This window comes from Hyphococcus lacteus (assembly GCF_041058985.1).
Lineage (GTDB): Bacteria > Pseudomonadota > Alphaproteobacteria > Caulobacterales > Parvularculaceae > Hyphococcus > Hyphococcus lacteus.
On the sequence record NZ_JBEHZE010000001.1, the window covers coordinates 663,243 to 686,017 of the forward strand.

Here is a 22,775-nt window from a genome sequence, read left to right on the forward strand (position 1 = left end):
CGCAACAGGAGACGATCATGACCGCCGAGACATTCCGCACGCTCCACAAAACACCGTTCATCATCCCCAACCCATGGGATATCGGCTCAGCGCGAATGTTAGCCGGACTGGGTTTCAAAGCACTCGCGACCACAAGTTCAGGGTATGCCATGACGCTCGGGCGGCGTGATTACGGCATCAGCCGCGATGAGGCGTTGGACCATGCGCGGGTCATATCGAGCGCCGTCGATATTCCCGTTTCGGCGGATCTTGAAAACGGGTTTGGCCTTGCGCCTAGTCATGTGTTCGAAACCATAAAAGGCGCTTGCGAAACAAAACTTGCCGGCGGATCCATAGAGGACAGCACAGGCGAAACGGACACGCCAGTTATCGAAGACGACACACTTGCGACCGAACGTATTCAAGCCGCCCGGGAGGCCATTAACAAAAGCGGTCGAGACTTTGTTTTAACAGCAAGGGCGGAAGCATTTTTATATGGGCGCGGCGAAATCAATAAAATCATTGATCGCCTAAACGCCTTCGCAGATGCCGGGGCTGATGTTTTATACGCACCGGGCTTGCCGGACCTAGCGGCCATTCGCACGGTTTGTGCAAATGTTTCCAAGCCTGTGAATGTTCTGGTTCTTGGTGATCTAGCCCAACACAAGGCCGCAGAATTTTACGAAGCAGGTGCAATGCGATTGTCGATTGGCGGCGGATTGGCTTGGTCTGCCTACGGAATTCTTGCTCAATCGCGCACAATATTAAGTGACGGCTCTTTTGATATTCTGACCGCAAACCGCGATGGTGCCGCGATCATTTCACCCTTTCTTGAAAACTGATTGTCCTAATTCTCTTTCCAATCGGGATTTGCTTAGGTAAAGGACGCCCATAACATCGCATTTGCGATACTGTGAGCGACGATGACAGCGAAGATCGACAACACATCGGAAGCGATTAGGAAATCCGCTTCACCGTGGCGCAAGGAGTTTTTTGCGCTGATGACCATCGGCCTTCCGATGGCAGCGACCCAGCTTGTCCAATTTTCAATCAATATTGTTGATGTGGTGATGATTGGCCAGCTTGGCCCGACGCATCTTGCCGCAGGCGGCCTTGGCCTCGTCTTGTTCTATTTTCTATTTGTCGCGGGCATGGGGCCTGCGGTGGCGACCTCACCCATGGTTTCACAAGCGCTTGGTGCCGATGGTGATGATGTACGTGACGCGCGGCGGTCCGTCCGTATGGGTCTGTGGGTTGTGGGGATCGCCGCACCGATCTGTTCGTTAGTATATTTCTTCGCCGAAGAATTTGCGTTGATGTTGGGCCAACCTGCGGATGTGGCAGCGCTTGCAGAACCTTATGTGATCGCACTCGTGCCGGGGCTTCCGTTTGCACTTGGGGTCATTGTCTTGCGCAACTTCCTAGCAGCGATTGAACGCGCGCGCGCGCCACTGTATTTTATCATCGCGACCACAGCTCTCAATACATTGCTTAACTATCTGCTGATTTACGGGAATTGGGGCCTGCCACGGCTTGAGCTTGTGGGCGCTGGAATCGCGTCATCTATTTCTCATGCAGTCGGTTTTTTTGCGTTGGTAATTTATATCAACTGGGAAGCGCGCGCCAAACGGTTCAACCTGTTCCAACGCTTCTTCAACCCTGACTGGCCGCGCTTTATCGAAGTTGCGCGCCTTGGCTGGCCAATTTCAATCACGATCGGGTTCGAGGCGATGTTGTTTAACGCATCTCTTTTTCTGGTTGGGCGGATTGGTATCGACGAAATGGCCGCCTATCAGGTTGCCCTCAACGTTGCCGCTGCGGCCTTTATGATGCCGTTGGGGCTGTCCATGGCTGGCTCCGTCAGGGTCGGATTGATGGCCGGTGCCAAAGACCTTCAAGGCGTCCGGCGCGCGTCTGTCATGACGCTACTTTGTAGTGTTGGTGCCATTATGGCTGTTGCAATTCCGGTCATGTTGTTTCCAAACAAAATTGCCGGGTTCTATCTCGATGAAAGTTCGCCTTCGAATACAGCGGTGCTTGCCTTGGTTGTTTTGTTCCTTCCGATCGCCGCTGCGTTTGCACTTTTTGACGCCATACAAGTTGCAGCCGCACAAGCATTGCGCGGCCTAAAGGACGTTCGTGTACCGATGATTTTAACGGGCATCAGCTATTGGGTGATTGGTTTCCCAGTCGCTGCATGGCTGGGTTTGGGGACCCCACTTGGCGCTGTTGGGGTTTGGTGGGGGCTGCTTGTTGCCCTGTTGGCCGCATCGATAACATTGGGGTGGCGGTTGTGGTTGGTGACGCGGGATCCAGCCTGAGCTACCGCCCCTTCTGGCGTTGTTCAATCGCCATGCGTGATAGCTTCAGCCCCAATCCTGTTGCTTCGCGTAAGGCTTTTATGGCCGCGATTTTCTTTTTCTCTACGAGAAGCTGATCAATCTCGCCCCATTCCCGGTCGTCAACCTGAGCAATAGCGGCATTGATGTCGTCTTGTTCCGCCATCACCCGATGTGAGCGCGCAGCCGGACTTTCGGCTTTGGTGGCCTGCCCTATACGGAACGACACAAAAGCGACAAAGGCCAAAAGCAGCCAAGGCCCAAACGGGTTAAACATTTCCATATATGTCACCATGAATTAGTGGCTGAATTCATGATCATCCAAAAAAATCCCCAAAGTTTCGTGAATCTACATTAACCCCTAAGAGATTTTTAATAGGACACATGAAACAATTACGCTGAGGCTACGGCTTTTACATTATCGAAACGACGCAGGAACAGCATTTATAATGGTTAACGCAGCAACCGCCCCGAATTTTCAAGCCAGAGTTGACGCCGCGCTGGAAGAAAAATTTTCGCAACAACAACAAGCGAAAGACGCTATTTCTGCACTTTCACTCGCGCTTTCTGGTATTCCTGATAGCGATTTCCTAACCGAATACGCGCTCGCCGTTAGCAAGGTCCTCGACGCAGATTACATGGCGGTTGCGCGCCTCAACCCATATTCCAATCTCGTTCGCAGTTTGCGCTTTGTTGTAAATGGCGAAATTCAGGAAAATATTTCCTATAGCTTGGACGGCACCCCCTGCGCCCGCGCCGTGGAAGGGAATTGCTGCATCATCACCGAAAATGTTGCGCAGCTCTTTCCGCGCGACCAGTTTCTCCAAGACAACGATATCTCCGCCTATTCCGGCGTCGTCCTAAAGGGCCAGGACGGCAATGCCATCGGCGTTGTTGTTGCCATGACAAAACACAAACAGGAAAGAGGTTTTGTCTCCCGTACGGTTCTTGAACATTTCACTCCTCGCCTCGCCTATTGCATCGAGTTTACGGAAAAACTTGACCGCTATAGCTGGGCAATCGCCCACGCGACTGATGGCATTTGGGAATGGGATGTTGTGACCGGCGGTACTGTCGTTTCAGAGGGCATTGAAAAAATACTCGGCTATCCAAAAGGCAAAGCCCCCCATGACCTCGCCGAGATCGAAAAGGCCATGCACAAAGACGATCTGGAGGGGTATAAAACAGCTTTGCGCACTCATTTATGCAAAGATGAACCGTTCGACATACGCGTTCGCATTAAAAATGATAATGGCCAGTATCATTGGTATCTTGCACGGGGGCAGGCGATCCGTGATGCAAACAACAAACCCGTGCGCATGATTGGTTGTTACACCAATATCCACGACGTCGTTGAGCGCTAAAACCCGCACAAAAAAAGAGCGCTCAGACATTTGCCTGAACGCTCTTCTAGATCAGCAATCTATTTTTCGGCGTTATGCTGAATTCGAATGTTTTTTGAATTCAATGCGTGAGATTGCGCGGCAATGAACCTCGTCAGGCCCATCGGCCAAACGCAATGTGCGGATACCTGAATATAATTTAGCAAGACCCGGATCGGTCGTAACACCCGCGCCGCCGAATGCCTGAATGGCATCGTCAATCACGCGCAACGCCATGCGCGGCGCAGCCACTTTGATCATGGCGATTTCGCCCTGCGCAACCTTATTACCCACTGTGTCCATCATCCATGCGGCTTTGAGCGTCAACAAGCGTGACATTTCGATATCAATGCGCGCTTCGGCAACACGTTGTTCCCAAATGGAATGCTTATAAATCGGCTTGCCAAAGGCTTCGCGTGTCAAAATGCGCTTGACCATTTTCTCAAGCGCGACTTCGGCTGTGCCGATCGTGCGCATGCAATGGTGAATACGACCAGGGCCCAGCCGTCCCTGCGCAATTTCAAATCCGCGCCCTTCGCCAAGGATAATATTTTCCTTTGGCACGCGTACATTCTTTAGCTCAACTTCCATATGGCCATGGGGCGCATCGTCAAATCCAAAGACGGGCAAGTGCCGCAGGATTTTCACACCTTCCGCATCAGCAGGGACCAAAATTTGCGACTGCTGTTTGTGGCGGTCCGCATTTTTGTCAGTCTTGCCCATGACGATGAAAATCTTACAACGTGGATCACCCGCACCAGATGACCACCACTTGCGGCCATTGATTACATAATGATCGCCATCAAGCTTGATGTCTGTTTCGATATTGGTCGCGTCCGATGATGCGACTTGTGGCTCAGTCATCAAAAACGCTGAACGGATTTTCCCGTCGAGTAGCGGGTTAAGCCATTGCTCTTGCTGTTCTGGCGTGCCGTATTTCATCAGCACTTCCATATTGCCCGTATCCGGCGCTGCGCAGTTGAAGACCTCTGGCCCGATATGGCTACGCCCCATCTGTTCTGCGAGGGGGGCATAATCTGCGTTAGAAAGGCCGGGACCCCATTTGGGATTGGTGTGGAACAGGTTCCAAAGCCCCTCGGCTTTCGCTTTATCTTTTAGCTCTTCGATAATTGGCGGTACTTTCCAGCGCCCTTCGCCGGGGCCAAATTCCGTATGCTGACGTTCGTATATTTCTTCACCCTCATGGACATGCTTTTCCATAAAATCGGTGACACGTTTAAGATAGTCTTTGCAGCGGTCGGAATACTCGAATTGCATTTTGGGCTCCTTGTTTGGCCGCATGATAGCCAGCCAACGCTATGATGAAAGTCTGAAACGCAGTTAGCGACGTCGCATCTGGAAAAATGAACGGAGGAGTTTACTGGATTCTTCCGCCAGCGGCCCCTCTACGACCTCGGGCCGCCAATGACAGGTCGGCTGTTCGAAATAGCGCGGCCCATGAAAAACCGCGCCGCCTTTTTGGTCTTTTGCCGCGACCACAAGCCGCCCCACCCGCGCTATAGAAATTGCCCCAGCGCACATAGCGCACGGCTCCAGCGTTACAAAAAGCGACGTTCCCGTGAGGCGGTAATTTTGGGTTTTCTCTGCCGCCATACGCAGTGCCCGAATTTCGGCATGGCCCGTTGGATCATGCGTGGCGATCGGCGCATTGCCTGCCTTTGCCAAAACCGCGCCCGCACCATCAACCAATACCGCACCGATTGGCGCTTCCCCGGCCTCAGCCGCAGCGCGCGCCGCATCCATCGCGAGGGTCATATATTTTAAATCATCATTCACGCGGGAATGATTACGCCCTCCGGCACAGAGATCATAGACCGCACTTGATGCATATGCGTATAAGGCGCACCAATAAAGCCCAATTAAAGGACGCCACGACGATGACCGAAGAATCCGCCGCATTGCCCGCCGAAGGCGAACGAATTGCTAAATTTCTTGCCCGTGCCGGCGTGGCGTCGCGCCGGGAAGCGGAAAAGCTGATCGAACAGGGCATTGTCACGGTTAATGGCAAGGTACTTGATACGCCGGCATTTAAAGTCACCCCCGATATGGATATCCGCGTAGACGGCACCCGGATTGGCAAGCCAGATCAACCCCGATTGTGGCGCTATCATAAACCCGACGGCCTAGTGACGACCCACAAAGACCCGCAAGGCCGCCAGACAGTGTTTGACACGCTGGTCGGCCGCCTGCCGCGCGTGATCTCTGTTGGGCGGCTCGACCTGACGACCGAAGGCTTATTGCTGCTCACAAATTCTGGCGATCTCTCGCGACGGCTTGAGCTGCCTTCAACGGGTTGGGCGCGGCGATATCGCGTTCGGGCCCATGGCCGCGTGCGGCAGTCCGCGCTTGACCGCTTGCAAGACGGCGTCGAAATTGACGGTGTTCAATATGGTCCCGTAAAAGCAACCCTTGACCAACAACAAGGCGGCAATGCATGGATCACACTATCAATTAACGAAGGCAAAAACCGCGAAGTCAGAAATCTGATGCGATATCTTGGCCTTGATGTGAACCGGCTGATACGCACCGCCTACGGACCATTCCAGTTGGGCAAGCTGCCAAAGGATGGCATCGAAGAAATCCCCGGTAAACAGTTGAAAGAACAATTAGGCAAAGCTATTTGCCAAGAGATCGGCCTATGAACAATGTGATCAACCTCAACCAGTTTCGTAAAAAGAAAAACCGCGCTGACAAAGAAAAACAGGCGCAGGAAAACCGCGCTAAGTTTGGCCAAGACAAAGCCGAGAAAAACACAGCAAAGGCAGAAAAAAACGAGCTGGAGCGCCATTTGGACCAACACAAAAACGAAGACGAATGATGCGCATCATTGGCGGTGAATATAGCGGGCGGAAAATCATTGCGCCTAAAGGCGATACGTCACGCCCGACCACCGACCGCACACGGGAATCGCTTTTCAATATTATAGGGGCAAGGCCAGATTTTGACATTGAGGGCGCGCGGGTCATCGACCTGTTTGCCGGTTCTGGTGCACTGGGGTTTGAAGCTATGTCGCGCGGCGCGTCATGGTGTTTGTTTGTCGAAACCGATGCGAACGCACGCGGTGCGATCCGCGACAATATCGAAGCCCTATCGCTATTTGGGATCACTCGCCTCCACCGTCGTTCGGCAACGGATTTGGGGCCAAAGCCCGCCGGTGTCGGCCCGGTTTTTAATCTTGCCTTTCTTGACCCACCCTATCGCAAGGATCTTGCAGGTCCGGCGATGGCTGCGCTTCATAAAGATGGCTGGCTTGCACCCAACGCCCTTTGTGTTGTTGAGCAAGCGAAAGCCGAAACCCCGGTGAGCACCCAAGAATTTACCGAGGTTGATCGCCGCACCTATGGCGATACGCAGATCGGCATTTACTTTTACACCCCATAAGTAACGCCGTTTTTTATGGTTAACGGAATTTCAATTCGCCGGACAAATCGAAAACATTCTTTAAGCCGGATTTAACACCGAAGATTTATGCTCGATACCCTGAGAGGGGAGTCTCTATGTTTTCGATCTTCGATCTTTTTTCATTGGCTTTGTTGCTGGCCTCAATGGCGCTGTTCGTCAGTCGCTATATGGTACAGGACCCGCCTGTTTATCCGTATCTGATTATCGCAACGACCTGTCTTGTGGCGAATTGGTTGGGGAATGCTGGCGGCGGAATCTTTGCCATGGTTTTGCTGATCGCGGCTGCGTTTTCGTTCCTTGGGTGCCTGCTCTACCCAAGCTGGCGCACCATGAGTAGCGACGACCAAAACACCGGCACCACACCCCAAAGCGCCGAGAAATAGCCGCCCGCCCACATCGCCCCTTTACGGAGCGCTTTCGGGCACCTATTTACGGTGTTGCTGGCCGGCCAAGAGGTTTTTAAGTCCTTTTCTCGAGCTCAGCTCTTCTTACCGACTCCGCATAAACACATTTACAAAATTTTATGCGATCCCCAAGCGGCCATTCTGTCTTTTGGCGGCATTTAAATAACTTACTTTTTTTCTTTGGCGCGAATGGCAAGCGCTTTCAAATCGGAATATTTGCGAAGTGTCACGCCATCCGGCACCCGGACAATCTGGAATAAATTGGGAATTCGAATAACACTGTCATTTATTAGTTCAATGGCACGAGACTCCGCCTTCTCAATTTCGGCAAATTCCTCATGGGTTTCGCGCGACACAACCACCGGTTTAATTGAGTTTACGTCTCTCCGATTAATTTTTACTTCTGGCGGAATTATTAGTTGATAACTATATTTGGGCACACACTCACTCCTATTGATACCGACAAGTGTAACCTAAATAGAGTTTAAGAGCGAGGTTTCAATCATGAGTTGGAAAGACAAAATACCGGGTTGCTTTAGCGAGAAAGATCAAATTTTCGCCGGGCATCCGATTGATGCGCAACACACGATAAAACTTCGTTTAGAAGCGAAAAAGAGTTGATTTACATAGAGGGTATTGAACAGACGATTCGTGTTCGTCTAACCGAAAATGACGCAAATGGCGCGCACACAGATGAACAAACCTCGAAGGTTCGTGAAAAATTGGGTTCTTGATTCTAACCAAGATAAGCTCGCCCCCCCTTTACGGCACGAATTTGGACACCTATTTACGGTGTTGCTGCCCGGCCCGTCAGGACGACATTCCCCGGGGCCTTAATTCATCCATCGGGAGCTGTCTCTGGCGAGGGCCGTGGTCCTCATCACGCGGTGCCCACCTGTACCTTAGGGTCCAGGGCGAACAACAAGTCCAACGGCCAGGGCGGCACCTGAATTTCGCTGAGATAGCCGAGAGACGATGCTGCCGCCAATTGCCCCTTTCAATAATCCGAAAACCGTTCTGCGTGAGCGGATGAAAGGCGAACGGCGCGCCGCCGCCCGCAAACGCCCCGACGCAGCCGAACACGCCGCCAGTGCATTTATGCGGGCGATTGACCGGCGCGAAGACACGATTGTCTCGCTTTATTACCCCATCAAAGGCGAACTCGACACTGAGCCATTGGTCAGCGCCCTGATTGAGGAAGGTACACGGGTCGTTATGCCTGTGGTCACGAAAAAGAAAGCGCCGCTTATCTTTCGGGCTTATATGCCCGGCGAAGACCTCGTCACCGGCCCTTATGGCGAATTGACCCCAGCGGCAGGTGCCCCCGAAGCGACACCCGACATTCTGGTGATGCCGCTACTGGCATTTACGCGCGAGGGTGGACGGCTTGGTTATGGCGGCGGGTACTATGACCGGACACTCGAAGCATTACGGAAACAAGGCAATCCGCTTGCGGTTGGTTACGCTTATGGCGAACAGGAAGTTGACGCCATCCCCCTCTCACCCCTAGATCAAGCGCTCGATTGGATCGTGACCGAGCGCGGCGCGATCCGGTGTTAGAGCTTAGGTAGAAACGAGGCGCGTTTTGCGGATTGCGGTTTTTGGTGATGTTATGGGACGCAGTGGCCGAACGCTGCTGCTGGAACGCCTTCCCGGCCTTCGCAAAAAGTTCGCGCTCGATTTTATTGTGGTCAATGTCGAAAACGCAGCGGGCGGTTTTGGGGTGACACGCCGCATCGTCGAGGATTTCATCGACGCAGGCGCAGATGTCATGACCACCGGCAACCATGCCTATGATCAGCGTGAAGAACTCGACATCTATGATCGCGAAGACCGCATTTTGCGCCCCGTCAATTTCCCAAGCAGTAATCCCGGTCGCGGTAGCGGCGTGTTTCCCGGCCCCGATGGCACCAGCGTTCTTGTGGCCCATGCCCAAGGGCAACATGGCATGCCGTCATGCGACGACCCCTTTGCGGCGCTTGATCGCGAATTGGGCGGCGCGGTTTTAGGCCAAGACGTAGACGCCGTTATTGTTGATTTTCATGCGGAAGCGACATCAGAAAAAGGTGCGATGGGGCATCACCTTGATGGTCGAGCGAGCCTTGTGGTCGGTACCCACACCCATATTCCGACAGCGGATGATCGGATCTTACCGGGCGGTACGGGCTATATCACCGACCTTGGCATGTGCGGCGACTACGATAGCGTGATCGGCATGGACAAGGCTGAACCTCTGCGGCGGTTCACGACCAAAATGCCGGGTGGCCGTTTCATGCCGGCTTCTGGCGAGGCGACGATTTCTGGTATTATGATCGAGACGGACCCGCGATCCGGTCTTGCACGGACCATTGACCCCATCCGGATTGGTGGGCAATTACGCCGGACAGAACCTTCGCTGGACTAAGCTGTCCCCGTAAAAATCACATTCCAGATAATCAACGCCACAGCCAGCGTGCCCAGCGACAAGGCAAATGCGGAGTGATGAAGTTTGCGCCATATGCTAAACCCTGATTGTCGCCATGTGGGCCACAAGCTGCCAATCGCAATCAAAGCAATCACAAACAGCCCATACCCCAAAACCCGCAACAACGTCACGACCAATGGCGGGTAAGATGACAATATCTCTACGCTACTCAGCGCGATGCCCAATCCTGCGGCGGCACCGACAAATCCAAACACAGTGACAGCTGCCAAAAGATCGAACTTATTAATCAAGCCACCTGTGGCCGCATGGATCACCGGGCGACCCTGCCTGCGCCAGGCACCGAGCCAGGTGGTGAGGCCAAAGAACGCCGCAAGAGAGATCGTCATGTTTAAAAAACCGGGCGATCCGAACAAGCTGACCCGTTCGTTTGAGTGAACGCCGCTTTGATCAACAAAGTGCGTGACCTCTCCGCCCTCATTCCGTGCAAAGACGATGCGGTTACCATTACTGTCTTCAAACGTATCAGCAACTCCCGGCACGGGTGCATATCGCGACACGTCAGGACCGCTCGACACCGTAAGTGCCCCACCGTTAGCCGGGGCCACCACCGAGACATTGGCTGCCGCAAACAGCTTCTCAAACTGTGTAAATGACCGACGGTTTGAAAGGTAAGAACCCGCATAGGCAGCCGCAGCCTCTTCAAAGGCAGGGTCATCACTAGGCGGACGGTCAAAACTGTCACCAACCATATGATCCAGAACAAGATCCGACAGGCCCATCACCAGACCTCGTGCACCGCCGGTATTTTGCGAAACATAAATACCGATGTCTAAATCGGGCACCAACATCATGTTCGTTAAAAACTGCGCCGTCGCGCCAGCATGACCAACCGTTTGGACGCCATGATAGCTTTGGGTCATAAACCCGTTCACCATTGCTGGCTTATCTGGCACCGCTGCGAACATTTTCGCATAGGTTTCAGGTGTCATGAGTTGCACACCATTATGATTGCCGCGCCCCAACAACACCAACATCCATTGCGCCATATCATCTGCGGTCGAGGAAACCCCGCCTGCCGAGGTAAACGGGCCAAGCTCCATATATTCGCCGTTTACATAGGTACCCGCTTCATATCGGTATCCCTTGGCGAGGTTCTCCGCGAGACCCGTATCCATTTTTGACGGGCCATCCAACGTCGTGCGTTGCATCACTAATGGGTCGAAAATTTCCTGTGCGACAAAGTTCTCATACTGCATGCCCGAAACATCTTCGACGATCTTTGCCGCCAATGCTGCCCCCCAATTGGAATAGGAAACCCGCGCGCCGGGGGCGTAAACCCGCTTCGGCATTGTGTTTTTAAGCGCCTCGGTCAGGCTTTCCTCATTTCCATCAGAGAAAGTATAGACGGCAAAAGAATCCTCAAATCCGGCACTATGGGACATCAAATCGTTCAACGTCACGGGGGCGTCAAAAGCCGCCGGAATTTCTATCCCCTTGAGGTACTGATTAACATCCGTATCGAGATCAACCATGCCGCGCTCATGCAATATCATGATCGAAACCCACGTAAATGTTTTTGACACCGACCCGATGCGGAAAAGCGTTTCCTGACCACTGGCGAGTGTTTTTGTATCCTCATCCGTATAGCCATAACCCTTGGCGAACAGGATTTTACCGTCTTTGACAACGCTAAGCGACACTGCCGGAATGTGGTTGTCTCGTCGATAGGCGGCAACAACGCCGTCAATATAGGCCTCAAGGACCGCCTCTTCGCGCGTTGGCTCAAAGGCCATCATCGGCACTTCATCGACCGGCACGGATGGCGCAGCGTCTGGCACTTGCGCACTCGCACCCGCACCAAAAATCAACCATGCCAAAACGCCAAAAACGGAAAGTCGCATTCCCTGTCCTCCGAAACTCTGTCGCGAAGCTAACAGACAATGCGACTTTGCCAAATGGTGTCAGGCCCGGTTATCCAGTTGAGCCCGAACGGATATTCGCCCTAAACGTGTAGCTTGATAAGGCCCGCCATTTTTCGACGCGATAAGCCTGCGCCGTTTGAGCTTTTGAAACACGCCAAATGTACAATCTTCGAGCGTCCACCCTTCGCGGGTGACGCAATTCACACGAAAAATTTTTCCGGCTTCGTTTTTCTCAACCAGAATGCCGCCACCACGGGCGAGCGCATGGAGCGTTCTTTGCTCCGCCTTAGAAATGTTCATGGATAAGTCCGAAATATATCGCTAAATCCGAGCGCGTAAAAACACCCGCGCCATTTTTGGCAGACGGTATTTTTATCGCGCCGTTACAGTCGGCTTAGTTGGATACAATCTCAGACATAAAATTCGCACTTGCTGCGGACGGGCGTTTATACGATCCGCATGCGTATCGTGCAATAGAAATCAACGCACATAGGATGCGCCGTTAATATCAAAGGTAGACCCGGTCGCGGCGGGTACAACCCCCGACAAAAGAAACACGCTCGTGGCCGCAACTTCTTCCGGTGCGGCAACACGGCCAAGCGGTATTTCCTTGACCGCTTGCGCACGCTTTTCGATATCTTCGGGGGCCATGCGTGTTTCCACAAAACCGGGGGCGATAGCATAGAATAAAATTCCTTCACCGGCCAATGACCGGGCAAAGGTTTTGGTCATCGCCAACACAGCACCTTTTGATGCCGCATAGGCCGAATGGTCCGGCCCATCGCCGCGATGCCCGGCGCGGCTTGCAACATTAACGATGATACCGCCAGATTTACGGGCCTGAAAATGGGCAATCGCCGCGCGGCAGATATCGGCCGGGGCCTGAACATTGACTGCCATTGTCGTGGCCCAGAGGTCCTGCCAATCGCCATCATCGCTATCCAATGGCGTGGCGATATAGGCCCCCGCATTATTAAGGACGGCATCAATCTGGCCCGCTTTGGCGATTGCCTTTTCAAACAAAGCCGCACCGGCCCCCGCTTTGGTAAAATCCACGTAGAGGAAATCTTCGGCGGTCTGGCCAATCGCTTCAGCGGCCTTGGCTGAAAATTCGCTCTTTGCACTGGCATGGAGGACCACTTTTGCTCCGGCCTTATGGCAGGCAAGTGCGCTAGCAGCGCCAATCCCGCGCCCAGCACCCGTTATCAAGATGGTTTTGCCTTTTAGATCACCCATGCCTGTCTCCCGTTGATTATCCCGACAATTAGGGCCGCAATAGGCGTGAACACCGCCCAGGGTCAAGGCGCGCCACGCGCTCAACCAGCTCATTTGCCTCCCCCGCTTGAAATTTCGGCTATCCTCGGCATAAACGGGTCCGATCCACGCTAATTGACGAAGGAAGAGGTCCCCATGGCCGGGCATAGTAAATGGGCGAATATCCAGCACCGTAAAGGTCGCCAGGACGCCAAGCGGTCGAAAATGTTTTCGAAGCTGTCTAAAGAAATCACCGTTGCCGCGAAAATGGGCGCACCGGACCCGGAATTTAACCCGCGCCTGCGTCTTGCGATTATGGCCGCCAAAGCCCAATCCATGCCCAAGGACAATATCGACCGCGCCATCAAAAAATCGACCAATGCTGATGAAGCCGCGTTCGAAGAAATCCGTTACGAAGGATTTGGCCCGGCGGGCGTCGGCTTGATCGTCGAAGCGCTGACCGATAACCGCAATCGCGCCGCCAGCGAGGTTCGCACGATTTTTTCGAAAAATGGCGGCAACCTTGGTGAAACCGGATCAGTTTCCTTCATGTTTGATCTCGTGGGCTATATTGAATATGCCGCTGAGGTCGCCTCAGAAGACGGTATGCTTGAAGCAGCGATTGAGGCCGGCGCAGAAGATGTTCAATCGTCCGAAGACACCCACGAAGTCTATTGCGCCTTTGACCAGCTTAATGAAGTCAGCTCGGCGCTCGAGAAAACCTTTGGCGAGGCCAGTTCGGCCAAACCTATATGGAAACCGCAAAACACCATCGATGTTGAAGGTGACAAGGCCGCGACCTTGCTTAAGCTGATGAATGCGCTCGACGATTGTGACGACGTCCAGAACGTCTATGCAAATTTCGAGATTTCCGACGAAGAAATGGAGCGGCTGGCGGACTAAGCGCGCTTGCCACATCTTGGACCGCCTGTTAGAGCGGCAAACCTTTTGAACTCAGATCATGAGAGCCATATGAAAATTAACGGCAATGAAATCCGCCCCGGCAATGTCATCGAACACCAAGGTGGCCTGTGGGCAGCCGTCAAAATCAACGCCGTTAAACCGGGCAAAGGCCCTGCCTACGCACAGGTTGAGCTAAAAAACCTGATTGATGGCCGCAAAATGAACGAACGCTTCCGCGCATCAGAAACGGTCGAGCGGGTTCGCCTAGAGCAAAAGGATCACACCTACCTCTATAAAGAAGGTGACATGCTGGTCTTTATGGATCAGGAAAACTACGAACAAGTCTCAATCCCGACGGACATGATCGGTGATCGCGCAGCATTCCTTCAGGACGGTATGGCCGTCACCATCGAAAGCCATGAAGGCCGCCCGATCGGTGTTGCCCTGCCCGAACATGTGGCGCTTGAGATCACCGAAACCGAACCGACCGTTAAAGGTCAAACGGCTTCATCATCATACAAACCATCGACCGTCGATAATGGCCTTCGGATTATGGTGCCGCCTTATATGAGCGTTGGCGAAAAAATCATCGTCAACACCGAAACCCTAGAATACGTGAAGCGCGCGGATTAATTCTCTGCGTGATCGAGCGGCTTTTTCTTGCCGTCCAACATTACGCCCCAGACCTTGATGTCCGGCCATGCCGCACCCGGCACCTCTAGTGGATTTTCCGACAGGATCGTAAAATCCGCCCGCTTGCCCGGCGCAATCGATCCCAATTCATCCTCTAAACCCAAGGCATAAGCAGCATCAATCGTGATCGCCTCTAATGCTTCGTAGGGGGATAATTTCTCAGATGGCGTCAACACACCCCCTTCACGGGTGGCGCGGGTCATATGAACACTTGCAGCTAAAAGCGGTAATGGCGGCGCAAGCGGCGCATCGGAATGAAGCGTGACCGGAACACCGGCTGCCGATAACGACGCAAGCGGCGAAATCCACTGCCCGCGCTCAGGCCCTAACGGTTCTTGATAGGCTTCGCCAAGATAAAAAACATAGTGACTAGCCGCAGAAACCACAGCATCAAACACACCCGCTTTGGCCACGTGATCCGGCGAGAACAACCCGCCATGCTCGACCACAAATCGCAGATCTTCATCGCGTGTCCGTAATTCCGCCAGCGCATCAAGGGTCGCCGTCTGCGCTTCATCACCATTAGAATGGATCCGCACGCCAAGCCCAGCGTCCCCGTAAGGCGCGATCACAGCAGCCAGATCACCCGGTTTTATCACCCACAACCCTTGCGACCCTTCCGATTGACCCGCGAGATAGCCGGGTTCGGAAACCCGCATGGTTTGGGAATAAAATGCAGCATCTGTGAAAAACTTCACCTGCGGCAACACGGGGGCGGGTGTTCCGCGCGCACCCGTCACCATGTCTGTAATTGTTTCCACGCGCTTGTCGCCAAATTTTTTCTCAAAGGCGCGATGCTCCGGCACCAGATAAAGCCGATAGCCGCTATGTTCCGGCGATTGCCAATTCAGCTTTATATTTAAGTCTTCAAGCCTCAACCCAAACGCGCCGTAGCCCAAATCAGCGACCGTCGTTACGCCGCCTTCGCGCAGTAGATGTGAAAACCCATCAAGACCCTTTTTCACCTTGAATGGATTCATCAGAATACCACCTAACGTCTCCAACAGATGCGGCACCGCGTCTTCAAAAACGCGGCCCGTCGGCAATCCGTCATCGCCAAGTGGAACACCCTCGAATTTTTCATGTAACGATGCATCAATCTTGGCCCACTCGAGCGCCGCAGAGTTCAAGTAAAAATCGTGACTAGAATAATGCCAAACAATCAGTGGCCGGTCAGTCGTCACCGCATCAAGGTCATGACGGTCAAGCGGACCATGAACGAGATCATGAAATCCATAAATCACCAATGGTTCGCCGGCTTTCGCCTCGGCCTCAACTTCGCGCACCCGCGCAAAAAATGCCTCCCGCGTTGGATAGCCCGCTTTTATCCCGTCTGGTGTGGCCATCGGCCATGGCGGCGCTGTCGGCACCGCATATTGAATGGACGACAGAACCATATGGATATGCGGATCGATAAAACCGGGGACAATGAATTGATCCGCAAAACTCTGGTCGAGCTTTGCTTTTGGATGGGCATCCAAAAGTGCTTCGCGACTTCCCACCGCAAGAATGCGCCCGCCCTCTACGACGACCGCTTCGGCCATATGGTCCGTGCCCGTGACCGTCACCACACCCTTAGCGGGATAGAGCACGACTTCATTGCTTTCGGGCAACAACCGCCAGCCCAAGACAACCAGCAAAACAACGATAATAGCGACCGCAATCCGTTTCATGGGCGAGGCTCCTTTGCCTAACCTTAGAACACGAAACCACATTGCCTCAACAAAGCTTCGCAGCGATCAATTATCGATTTTTAGCGCTTTGATGAACGCCTCTTGCGGAATTTCGACCCGGCCAAACTGGCGCATTTTCTTTTTACCCGCTTTTTGCTTGTCGAGTAGTTTTCGCTTACGCGACGCATCACCGCCGTAACATTTCGCCGTCACGTCTTTGCGCATCGCCGAAATGGTTTCCCGCGCAATCACCCGGCCACCGATAGCGGCCTGAATCGGAATTTTAAACATGTGGCGCGGGATCAGGTCTTTTAGCTTTTCACACATCGCCCGGCCACGGTTCTGGGCCTTGTCGCTATGGACAACAATCGACAACGCATCAACCGGCTCGTCATTCACAAGAACCTGCATTTTAACGAGATTTCCGGGGCGATAGTCTGTGATCTGATAATCAAAACTCGCGTAACCCTGCGAGACGGATTTCAGCCGGTCGTAGAAATCAAACACGACCTCGTTGAGCGGCAATTCATAAACCAGCATCGCCCGTGTACCCGCATAGGTCAGGTTTTGCTGAATGCCGCGCCGCTCTTCGCATAGTTTCAAGATACCGCCGAGATATTCGTCGGGGGCCATAATCGTTGCTTTAATCCACGGCTCTTCGATGTGATCAATCCGAACCGGGTCCGGCATGTCCGCCGGATTGTGCAGCTCGACCATTGAACCATCAGTCTGGTGAATATTATAAACAACGCTCGGGGCTGTTGTAATGAGATCGAGATTAAATTCTCGTTCTAACCGCTCGCGGATAATCTCTAGGTGCAAAAGCCCCAAAAAGCCGCAACGGAAACCAAAACCAAGCGCCGCCGAGGTCTCCATCTCGAATTCGAAACTCGCATCATTAAGGCGTAGCTTGCCCATCGCCGCCCGAAGATCTTCGAAATCATTCGCGTCAACCGGGAAGATACCACAAAAAACAACGGGCACAGATGGCTTAAATCCTGAAAGAATTTCCGTTGTCGGTCGACGATCATCGGTAATGGTGTCACCGACGCTGGTATCAGCCACCTCTTTAATCGATGCCGTTAAATAACCGATTTCCCCGGGGCCGAGTTCGGCGACCGGTGTCTTTTTCGGTGTCGATACGCCGACCTGATCAATGGTGTAGACGGCTTCCGCACCCATCATTCGAATGCGCATACCTTTTTTCATCGTGCCGTCGATGACGCGAACCAAAACCACAACACCAAGATAAGCGTCATACCAACTATCAACCAACAACGCTTTAAGCGGTGCCTCCGCATCGCCCGATGGCGCAGGAAGGCGCGTAACAATCGCCTCTAGAACCTCGTCGACGCCGACGCCCGTTTTTGCGGAAATTTCAAGCGCCTCAGATGAATCGATCCCAATCACATCTTCGATTTGCGCCTTAACGCGGTCCACATCTGCCGCCGGCAAGTCGACTTTATTCAGGACAGGAACAATCTCTAGATCCACATCAATCGCCTGATACACATTGGCAAGGGTCTGGGCTTCAACACCTTGGCTGGCATCAACAACCAAAAGCGCGCCTTCGCATGCGGATAGCGAGCGCGAAACCTCATAGGTGAAGTCCACGTGACCGGGCGTGTCGATCAGATTGAGAACATAAGTCTCGCCATCTTTGGCGGTATAGTTGAGCCGCACCGTCTGCGCCTTGATCGTAATCCCGCGCTCGCGCTCAAGCTCCATCGAGTCGAGCACCTGGCTTTTCATCTCGCGCACGGTCAGACCGCCTGTGAACTGGATCAGGCGATCAGCCAAGGTGGATTTACCGTGGTCAATATGAGCAACGATAGAGAAGTTACGGATATTTTTGAGCGGCGTCATAGGACAGGACTTAACAAAGGGCCAAAGAAAACCCCAGCACGAAATGCTGGGCCAGCGAGGCATATAGACGGGGCGGCGCTTGGGGACAATGGCCCGCCGCCGACAATCGCCCTTCCATAGCGCCAGATAGGATTGAATCGAGGTTTTCCCGTGGCTCCGCCCCCAATTACCGTCATAAAAAAACCCGGCCGCATTTAGCAGCCGGGCTTCTTCTCACTGGTAGGGGTCGTTCTATGCGCGAGACTTTAGAGCATCGCGAATTTCTTCGAGCAGAACCTCTTGGCGTGGCGGTGTTGCCGGTTCTGCTGGCGCTTCTTCTTCTTTTTTCTTCAGGCTGTTAATGCCTTTGATCAACAAAAAGACTGCGAATGCAACAATCAGGAATGAAATGACGTTGTTGATAAAGCTACCATAAGCGATGACTGGTGCACCGGCCTCTTGCGCTGCGGCAAGGCTTTCATATTTGATATCCGTCAGATTGACGAAAAGATCCGAGAAATCTACGCCGCCCAGCGCAAGACCAATTGGCGGCATAATAATATCAGCAACCAACGATTTGACGATTGTGCCAAATGCGCCACCGATAATGATACCGACAGCCATGTCGACAACATTGCCCTTAACGGCAAACTCTTTGAATTCTTTAATCATACCCATAACTCAGGTCCCTTCTTTCAACGCGTGCCCATTGCTGCGATTTGCGTCCGTTTTTCGGTCTCCCCCCGCGTTTTCCGCAATCGACCATTGCATTGAACACTGGTCGACCACGAGCAGGCCGAATCATCGGCTAAAAGTGCTAGTCTGATTTGCGGTTGCCGCAAACACAGAAGGCGCACACTAGTACACTTTCATGATGTCTTTTAGCGGTTTCTTGGTCAGCGCATGTTGAGGAACTTTTGCCTCAGCAACTGGATAGCCCGCAACGATAAGAAGAAACGGTTTCTCCGTTGCCGGACGACCCAATTTTTCATTCAAGAAACCCATTGGTTTTGGCGTATGAGTCAAAACGCTTAATCCGGCCTGGTGTAAAGCGGCAATCAAGAAGCCACTGGCGATGCCAACGCTTTCATTGATGTAATAATTCTTTTTATCCATGCCGGATTCTACGCCGCCACGTCGTTGTGCAAACACCGCGATAAGCCACGGCGCTTTTTCGAGAAACGGCTTTTCAGCGTCGGTACCGATTGGCGCAAGGGCATCAAGCCATTCATCGCCCGCGCGCCCACCATAAAATGCGCGCTCTTCTTCCTCGGCTGCCAAGCGGATTTCGCGTTTTACAGCTGGATCACCGACAAGACCAAAAAACCACGGTTGATGGTTCGCCCCTGACGGTGCCAGACCTGCCGCCGCAATACAACTTTCCATAATCTCTCGCGGCACCGGATCGCTTGAAAACTCGCGTACTGTATGGCGGGTTTTCATTTTTTCCAGAAAACGAGCTGCGTGTTTCGACGAAGCCTCGTCCGTAAGCCGATCAAAATGCCCTAGTCCTTTTAGGGTAGTGAATTTCGCGTCAGACATGGGTGTTTTCTCCAGCGTTCTCACGCAATTAAAAGATCCTTATCGGCGACCAAACAGACGTTCAATATCCGCGAGCTTCAACTCGACATAGGTTGGTCGCCCGTGATTACACTGGCCCGAATGGGGCGTCGCCTCCATCTGGCGCAAAAGCGCGTTCATCTCGTCGCCGGTCAAGCGCCGCCCAGACCGAATTGACCCATGGCAGGCCATTGAAGAACAGACTTCTTCGAGACGCTCTTTAAGCGCGAGGCTCTCGCCAATCGTCGTGAGGTCATCACAAAGCGATTGCACCAGCCCTTTTATATTAACCTCGCCCAACATCGCTGGCGTTTCGCGAACCATAACCGCGTCATCGCCAAAGCGCTCCATCACCAAACCCAGCCCAGCGAATTCTTCCAGCCTCGGCCCCAATCTAGTGACTTCATCCGTTGTCAGATCAACAATCTCCGGTAACAACAATCCCTGACTAGCAACGCCGCCGTCGGCCAATGCCGATTTCATCCGCTCGTAGACAAGCCGCTCATGTGCCGCATGCTGATCGACAATGACCAAACCGTCCTGCGTCTGGGCGACGATATAAGTTTCGTGTAATTGCGCCCGCGCTGCCCCCAAAGGCTTATCAGTCAGCGGTGTTCGCGGAATTTCCGGCTCGGTGCGTGCGCTGGGCACGCTTGTCTCGTCAAAGGCCCGCTGTGGGTCGTTCAAGCCAGTGTTCGGCTCGGCGGCCATGGGTGCTTGCCGTTGAAACGGGTTTGGCGCGGAAGAGTACCCCTGTGATTGCGGCATAAAGGGCGCAATATTATCGGATGATTGCGGCGACATACGGCCCAAGGCGTAATTGCTAACCGTTGTCGATGCCCGATGCCCTGCCGCTGCCAGCGCGTGACGCAAAGCGCTTACCAACAGGCCGCGCACGCTGCCGGCGTCGCGAAACCGAACCTCGGTTTTTGCTGGGTGCACATTGACGTCTACAAGCTCAGCCGGAAGGTCGAGGAAAAGCGCCACAGCCGGGTGCCGGTCACGCGCCAGAAAATCTGCATATGCCCCGCGCACCGCCCCAACAATTAACTTATCGCGCACTGGCCGTCCGTTCACGAATAAAAATTGCTTGTCCGGCAAGCCGCGATTAAATGTCGGCAGACCGGCAAACCCCGTCACCCGTGCGCCGTCGCGTTCAGCGTTAATCGCTAACGCATTCTCAGCAAAATCACGTCCCATGATCGCTGACAGTCGCTTCAACCTGCCATCTTCATCGGGTGTCTCTGCTGCGAGGTTCAAAATTTTGCGCCCCGACGATGTCAAAGTGAACGCCACGTCATGACGCGCCATCGCAAGGCGCCGCGCGATTTCACCAATCGCTGTCGTCTCGGCTTGGTCGGACTTCAAAAACTTTAACCGCGCAGGAGTGGCATAAAACAAATCACGCACTTCGATGCGGGTTCCATATCCACCAAACGCCGCAGGCGCTGGCCCGGAAAGCGCACCACCCTCGACAGAAAGGCTCCACGCATCAACCGGCGTTTCGGATTTCGCCCTTGAGGTCATCGACAAGCGCGCCACCGCCCCAATCGATGGCAATGCCTCGCCGCGAAAGCCCATCGTTGCAATGTTCATGAGGTCGTAATCACCATCGGTGCCGGGCCGCAGTTTGGACGTCGCGTGGCGCTCTACGGCAAGCTGTAAATCAGCAGGCGACATTCCACAGCCATCATCCACGACCACAAGACGCGATTTTCCGCCATGCTCAACCTCTATGTCGATCCGACTTGCGCCAGCGTCTAAGGCGTTTTCAACCAGCTCTTTTACCGCTGCGGCCGGGCGTTCAATGACTTCACCAGCCGCAATCCGGTTTACAGCCCCTGGCGGCAAACGGTGTATTGCCCCTGCACGCCCACTATCGCTTGGCGTTGGGGAAGATTCTGAGTTTGAAACTGCGTGATTGGTCATAATCGTTTATGGCAAAGTCGGCGCACACCGCAAACACCCCAGCAGCACCAAAAATCAAAATATTTACACCCATCGGTTCATTATGGATAGCATAACTCGGCTTCGCGCCATAAGATATGTGTGACCCGCGCAGGCTTGCCGTTTTGTGCGGAACCTTTTTTACAAGAATAGTGTAAGAGTTTAAGGTCAATTCAAAAGAAAAAAGAGTTATTCAGGGAGGTGTTTCTTTGCGCGACGACATAGACGCCTTCATTCATGACACACTATACATTACTGATCGCGCGACCCTTAAGCGATACTTTATTCAATTTATGAAGCAATATGGCTTTGACATGATCAGCTATCATTATGTGGCTGACAATTTTCGAAAAATCCCGATTGAGACAGCGTTTCCGATAAATACCCTGCCCTCTTCGTGGAACCAGACCTATATCGAATCTGACTATTTCGAAATTGATCCGGTTGCCGAGGAAGCGCGCAAAAACGCTTTGCCATTTTACATCGCAGAGATCTCCGCGCGCAGCAATTTAACACCAGAGCAGCAGTCATTTTTAGAAGATCTTGATACTGCTGGTATTCATAACAGCATTGGCGTTCCTGTTTATGCTCGCCCCGGTGAAATCGCACATTTTTGCCTAGGCAAAAAAGGAGCAAAGGAGGTAAAACTCTCCCGCGCTGACCTACTTGAATTGCAAGCAATCTGTCAGCATATGCATATTAGATACAATGAAATCACAGAAAAGAAGCCTGCTCAAAAATTGTCCGTGCGGGAAGTTCAGGTCTTAGAGCTGATCGCGCGAGGCAAGAGTAATACAGCGATAAGTACCGTATTGGGCGTTTCCCCCAATACAACCGATACCATTGTCCGTCGATGTTTTGAAAAACTAGGCGTGACGTCCCGTGTCGAAGCGGCGCTCACTGGCGTCGGTCAGGGCTTAATTCTGCCATAGACTGAGGCTTAAACCTGCCAAAGAATGAGGCGTTTAGTCTCAGGCAGATACGGTTTTGTTGCGTGACTCCTCGCTGCGTTTTGCTTAAAAACCG

At 53.1% G+C, this 22,775-nt stretch carries 24 protein-coding genes and 1 other RNA gene; 13 read left to right on the top strand and 12 right to left on the bottom strand.

Features of this window, described 5'->3' with window-relative positions:
- The first annotated feature begins 17 nt into the window (after positions 1–17).
- Positions 18–821 (top strand): isocitrate lyase/PEP mutase family protein, encoded by an 804-nt coding sequence (locus ABFZ84_RS03170; RefSeq protein WP_369312462.1) that lies wholly within the window; start codon positions 18–20, stop codon positions 819–821.
- Between the two features lie 81 nt (positions 822–902).
- Positions 903–2,300: an MATE family efflux transporter gene (locus tag ABFZ84_RS03175; protein ID WP_369312463.1), complete on the top strand. Its 1,398-nt coding sequence runs from the start codon at positions 903–905 to the stop codon at positions 2,298–2,300.
- 1 nt (position 2,301) lies between these two features.
- On the opposite strand, the gene ABFZ84_RS03180 is transcribed toward ABFZ84_RS03175, so the two are convergent.
- Positions 2,302–2,601 carry a hypothetical protein gene (locus ABFZ84_RS03180; RefSeq protein WP_369312464.1) on the bottom strand — a complete coding sequence of 100 codons (300 nt, stop codon included), beginning with the start codon at positions 2,599–2,601 and terminating at the stop codon, positions 2,302–2,304.
- Positions 2,602–2,767: 166 nt separating this feature from the next.
- Here ABFZ84_RS03180 and ABFZ84_RS03185 point away from each other — a divergent pair, with 166 nt between their 5' ends.
- A complete protein-coding gene (locus ABFZ84_RS03185; protein WP_369312465.1) occupies positions 2,768–3,682 on the top strand; it encodes a PAS domain-containing protein in 915 nt (304 codons plus the stop codon).
- A 72-nt stretch (positions 3,683–3,754) separates the two neighbouring features.
- Here the strand turns inward: ABFZ84_RS03185 and ABFZ84_RS03190 are convergent, their stop codons facing one another.
- Both ABFZ84_RS03190 and ABFZ84_RS03195 read right to left on the bottom strand, forming a co-directional pair.
- Complete coding sequence (locus ABFZ84_RS03190; RefSeq protein ID WP_369312466.1) at positions 3,755–4,978, bottom strand: acyl-CoA dehydrogenase family protein; 1,224 nt, start codon at positions 4,976–4,978, stop codon at positions 3,755–3,757.
- Positions 4,979–5,041: 63 nt separating this feature from the next.
- Complete coding sequence (locus ABFZ84_RS03195; protein WP_369312467.1) at positions 5,042–5,497, bottom strand: nucleoside deaminase; 456 nt, start codon at positions 5,495–5,497, stop codon at positions 5,042–5,044.
- Between the two features lie 101 nt (positions 5,498–5,598).
- Between ABFZ84_RS03195 and ABFZ84_RS03200 the strand changes: the two genes are divergently transcribed.
- The 4 genes from ABFZ84_RS03200 (at position 5,599) to ABFZ84_RS03215 (ending at position 7,506) form a co-directional block, all read left to right on the top strand.
- Entirely contained in the window at positions 5,599–6,363 is a 765-nt protein-coding gene (locus tag ABFZ84_RS03200) for a pseudouridine synthase (protein ID WP_369312468.1), read from the top strand.
- Positions 6,360–6,539, top strand: coding sequence for a DUF4169 family protein (locus tag ABFZ84_RS03205; protein ID WP_369312469.1), 180 nt, complete (start codon positions 6,360–6,362; stop codon positions 6,537–6,539). The genes ABFZ84_RS03200 and ABFZ84_RS03205 overlap by 4 nt, the downstream gene beginning before the upstream one ends.
- Positions 6,536–7,102 (top strand): 16S rRNA (guanine(966)-N(2))-methyltransferase RsmD, encoded by a 567-nt coding sequence (rsmD, locus tag ABFZ84_RS03210; RefSeq protein WP_369312470.1) that lies wholly within the window; start codon positions 6,536–6,538, stop codon positions 7,100–7,102. Before ABFZ84_RS03205 ends, rsmD begins: the two co-directional genes overlap by 4 nt.
- A gap of 116 nt (positions 7,103–7,218) precedes the next feature.
- Complete coding sequence (locus ABFZ84_RS03215; protein ID WP_369312471.1) at positions 7,219–7,506, top strand: XrtV sorting system accessory protein; 288 nt, start codon at positions 7,219–7,221, stop codon at positions 7,504–7,506.
- Between the two features lie 188 nt (positions 7,507–7,694).
- Here the strand turns inward: ABFZ84_RS03215 and ABFZ84_RS03220 are convergent, their stop codons facing one another.
- Positions 7,695–7,967 (bottom strand): hypothetical protein, encoded by a 273-nt coding sequence (locus ABFZ84_RS03220; RefSeq protein WP_369312472.1) that lies wholly within the window; start codon positions 7,965–7,967, stop codon positions 7,695–7,697.
- Between the two features lie 352 nt (positions 7,968–8,319).
- Between ABFZ84_RS03220 and ssrS the strand changes: the two genes are divergently transcribed.
- The 3 genes from ssrS to ABFZ84_RS03235 all read left to right on the top strand — a co-directional run bounded on the left by ssrS (position 8,320) and on the right by ABFZ84_RS03235 (position 9,931).
- Positions 8,320–8,477, top strand: a non-coding RNA gene (gene ssrS / locus ABFZ84_RS03225) — 6S RNA.
- 25 nt (positions 8,478–8,502) lie between these two features.
- A complete protein-coding gene (locus ABFZ84_RS03230; protein WP_369312473.1) occupies positions 8,503–9,087 on the top strand; it encodes a 5-formyltetrahydrofolate cyclo-ligase in 585 nt (194 codons plus the stop codon).
- A 25-nt stretch (positions 9,088–9,112) separates the two neighbouring features.
- A complete protein-coding gene (locus ABFZ84_RS03235; RefSeq protein ID WP_369312474.1) occupies positions 9,113–9,931 on the top strand; it encodes a TIGR00282 family metallophosphoesterase in 819 nt (272 codons plus the stop codon).
- On the opposite strand, the gene ABFZ84_RS03240 is transcribed toward ABFZ84_RS03235, so the two are convergent.
- From ABFZ84_RS03240 to ABFZ84_RS03250, 3 genes are all read right to left on the bottom strand, one after another.
- The gene (locus ABFZ84_RS03240) at positions 9,928–11,853 is read right to left on the bottom strand and encodes a serine hydrolase domain-containing protein (RefSeq protein WP_369312475.1); all 1,926 of its coding nucleotides are present in this window, start codon (positions 11,851–11,853) and stop codon (positions 9,928–9,930) included. The genes ABFZ84_RS03235 and ABFZ84_RS03240 overlap by 4 nt on opposite strands.
- 60 nt (positions 11,854–11,913) lie before the next feature.
- Positions 11,914–12,174, bottom strand: coding sequence for a YjhX family toxin (locus ABFZ84_RS03245; protein ID WP_369312476.1), 261 nt, complete (start codon positions 12,172–12,174; stop codon positions 11,914–11,916).
- A gap of 180 nt (positions 12,175–12,354) precedes the next feature.
- Positions 12,355–13,203, bottom strand: coding sequence for an SDR family NAD(P)-dependent oxidoreductase (locus tag ABFZ84_RS03250; RefSeq protein ID WP_369312477.1), 849 nt, complete (start codon positions 13,201–13,203; stop codon positions 12,355–12,357).
- 81 nt (positions 13,204–13,284) lie between these two features.
- Here ABFZ84_RS03250 and ABFZ84_RS03255 point away from each other — a divergent pair, with 81 nt between their 5' ends.
- On the top strand, positions 13,285–14,031 hold the full coding sequence (locus ABFZ84_RS03255) for a YebC/PmpR family DNA-binding transcriptional regulator (RefSeq protein WP_369312478.1): 747 nt from the start codon (positions 13,285–13,287) through the stop codon (positions 14,029–14,031).
- 69 nt (positions 14,032–14,100) lie between these two features.
- The gene (gene efp / locus ABFZ84_RS03260) at positions 14,101–14,664 is read left to right on the top strand and encodes an elongation factor P (protein WP_369312479.1); all 564 of its coding nucleotides are present in this window, start codon (positions 14,101–14,103) and stop codon (positions 14,662–14,664) included.
- Here efp and ABFZ84_RS03265 read toward each other — a convergent pair.
- The 5 genes from ABFZ84_RS03265 to mutL all read right to left on the bottom strand — a co-directional run bounded on the left by ABFZ84_RS03265 (position 14,661) and on the right by mutL (position 21,731).
- Positions 14,661–16,397 carry an amidohydrolase gene (locus tag ABFZ84_RS03265; protein ID WP_369312480.1) on the bottom strand — a complete coding sequence of 579 codons (1,737 nt, stop codon included), beginning with the start codon at positions 16,395–16,397 and terminating at the stop codon, positions 14,661–14,663. The two genes, efp and ABFZ84_RS03265, sit on opposite strands and share 4 nt — an antisense overlap.
- Before the next feature lie 66 nt (positions 16,398–16,463).
- A complete protein-coding gene (lepA, locus tag ABFZ84_RS03270) occupies positions 16,464–18,263 on the bottom strand; it encodes a translation elongation factor 4 (RefSeq protein ID WP_369312481.1) in 1,800 nt (599 codons plus the stop codon).
- A gap of 231 nt (positions 18,264–18,494) precedes the next feature.
- Complete coding sequence (mscL, locus tag ABFZ84_RS03275) at positions 18,495–18,920, bottom strand: large conductance mechanosensitive channel protein MscL (RefSeq protein ID WP_369312482.1); 426 nt, start codon at positions 18,918–18,920, stop codon at positions 18,495–18,497.
- A 180-nt stretch (positions 18,921–19,100) separates the two neighbouring features.
- Positions 19,101–19,784 (bottom strand): nitroreductase family protein, encoded by a 684-nt coding sequence (locus tag ABFZ84_RS03280; RefSeq protein ID WP_369312483.1) that lies wholly within the window; start codon positions 19,782–19,784, stop codon positions 19,101–19,103.
- 39 nt (positions 19,785–19,823) lie between these two features.
- Positions 19,824–21,731: a DNA mismatch repair endonuclease MutL gene (gene mutL / locus ABFZ84_RS03285; protein ID WP_369312484.1), complete on the bottom strand. Its 1,908-nt coding sequence runs from the start codon at positions 21,729–21,731 to the stop codon at positions 19,824–19,826.
- Positions 21,732–21,958: 227 nt separating this feature from the next.
- On the opposite strand from mutL, the gene ABFZ84_RS03290 reads away from it, so the two are divergent.
- Positions 21,959–22,681, top strand: coding sequence for a helix-turn-helix transcriptional regulator (locus tag ABFZ84_RS03290; protein WP_369312485.1), 723 nt, complete (start codon positions 21,959–21,961; stop codon positions 22,679–22,681).
- Positions 22,682–22,775 lie beyond the last annotated feature (94 nt).

Bases quoted from the DNA above. Each gene is read 5' to 3' on its own strand.
- ABFZ84_RS03205 (WP_369312469.1), top strand. From the start codon at position 6,360: ATGAACAATGTGATCAACCTCAACCAGTTTCGTAAAAAGAAAAACCGC.
- ABFZ84_RS03240 (WP_369312475.1), bottom strand. From the start codon at position 11,853: ATGCGACTTTCCGTTTTTGGCGTTTTGGCATGGTTGATTTTTGGTGCG.
- ABFZ84_RS03250 (WP_369312477.1), bottom strand. From the start codon at position 13,203: ATGAGCTGGTTGAGCGCGTGGCGCGCCTTGACCCTGGGCGGTGTTCAC.
- ABFZ84_RS03170 (WP_369312462.1), top strand. From the start codon at position 18: ATGACCGCCGAGACATTCCGCACGCTCCACAAAACACCGTTCATCATC.
- ABFZ84_RS03215 (WP_369312471.1), top strand. From the start codon at position 7,219: ATGTTTTCGATCTTCGATCTTTTTTCATTGGCTTTGTTGCTGGCCTCA.
- ABFZ84_RS03265 (WP_369312480.1), bottom strand. From the start codon at position 16,397: ATGAAACGGATTGCGGTCGCTATTATCGTTGTTTTGCTGGTTGTCTTG.
- ABFZ84_RS03230 (WP_369312473.1), top strand. From the start codon at position 8,503: ATGCTGCCGCCAATTGCCCCTTTCAATAATCCGAAAACCGTTCTGCGT.
- efp (WP_369312479.1), top strand. From the start codon at position 14,101: ATGAAAATTAACGGCAATGAAATCCGCCCCGGCAATGTCATCGAACAC.
- ABFZ84_RS03190 (WP_369312466.1), bottom strand. From the start codon at position 4,978: ATGCAATTCGAGTATTCCGACCGCTGCAAAGACTATCTTAAACGTGTC.
- ABFZ84_RS03280 (WP_369312483.1), bottom strand. From the start codon at position 19,784: ATGTCTGACGCGAAATTCACTACCCTAAAAGGACTAGGGCATTTTGAT.
- ABFZ84_RS03175 (WP_369312463.1), top strand. From the start codon at position 903: ATGACAGCGAAGATCGACAACACATCGGAAGCGATTAGGAAATCCGCT.
- mutL (WP_369312484.1), bottom strand. From the start codon at position 21,731: ATGACCAATCACGCAGTTTCAAACTCAGAATCTTCCCCAACGCCAAGC.
- ABFZ84_RS03185 (WP_369312465.1), top strand. From the start codon at position 2,768: ATGGTTAACGCAGCAACCGCCCCGAATTTTCAAGCCAGAGTTGACGCC.
- ABFZ84_RS03200 (WP_369312468.1), top strand. From the start codon at position 5,599: ATGACCGAAGAATCCGCCGCATTGCCCGCCGAAGGCGAACGAATTGCT.
- ABFZ84_RS03255 (WP_369312478.1), top strand. From the start codon at position 13,285: ATGGCCGGGCATAGTAAATGGGCGAATATCCAGCACCGTAAAGGTCGC.
- mscL (WP_369312482.1), bottom strand. From the start codon at position 18,920: ATGGGTATGATTAAAGAATTCAAAGAGTTTGCCGTTAAGGGCAATGTT.
- rsmD (WP_369312470.1), top strand. From the start codon at position 6,536: ATGATGCGCATCATTGGCGGTGAATATAGCGGGCGGAAAATCATTGCG.
- ABFZ84_RS03180 (WP_369312464.1), bottom strand. From the start codon at position 2,601: ATGGAAATGTTTAACCCGTTTGGGCCTTGGCTGCTTTTGGCCTTTGTC.
- lepA (WP_369312481.1), bottom strand. From the start codon at position 18,263: ATGACGCCGCTCAAAAATATCCGTAACTTCTCTATCGTTGCTCATATT.
- ABFZ84_RS03245 (WP_369312476.1), bottom strand. From the start codon at position 12,174: ATGAACATTTCTAAGGCGGAGCAAAGAACGCTCCATGCGCTCGCCCGT.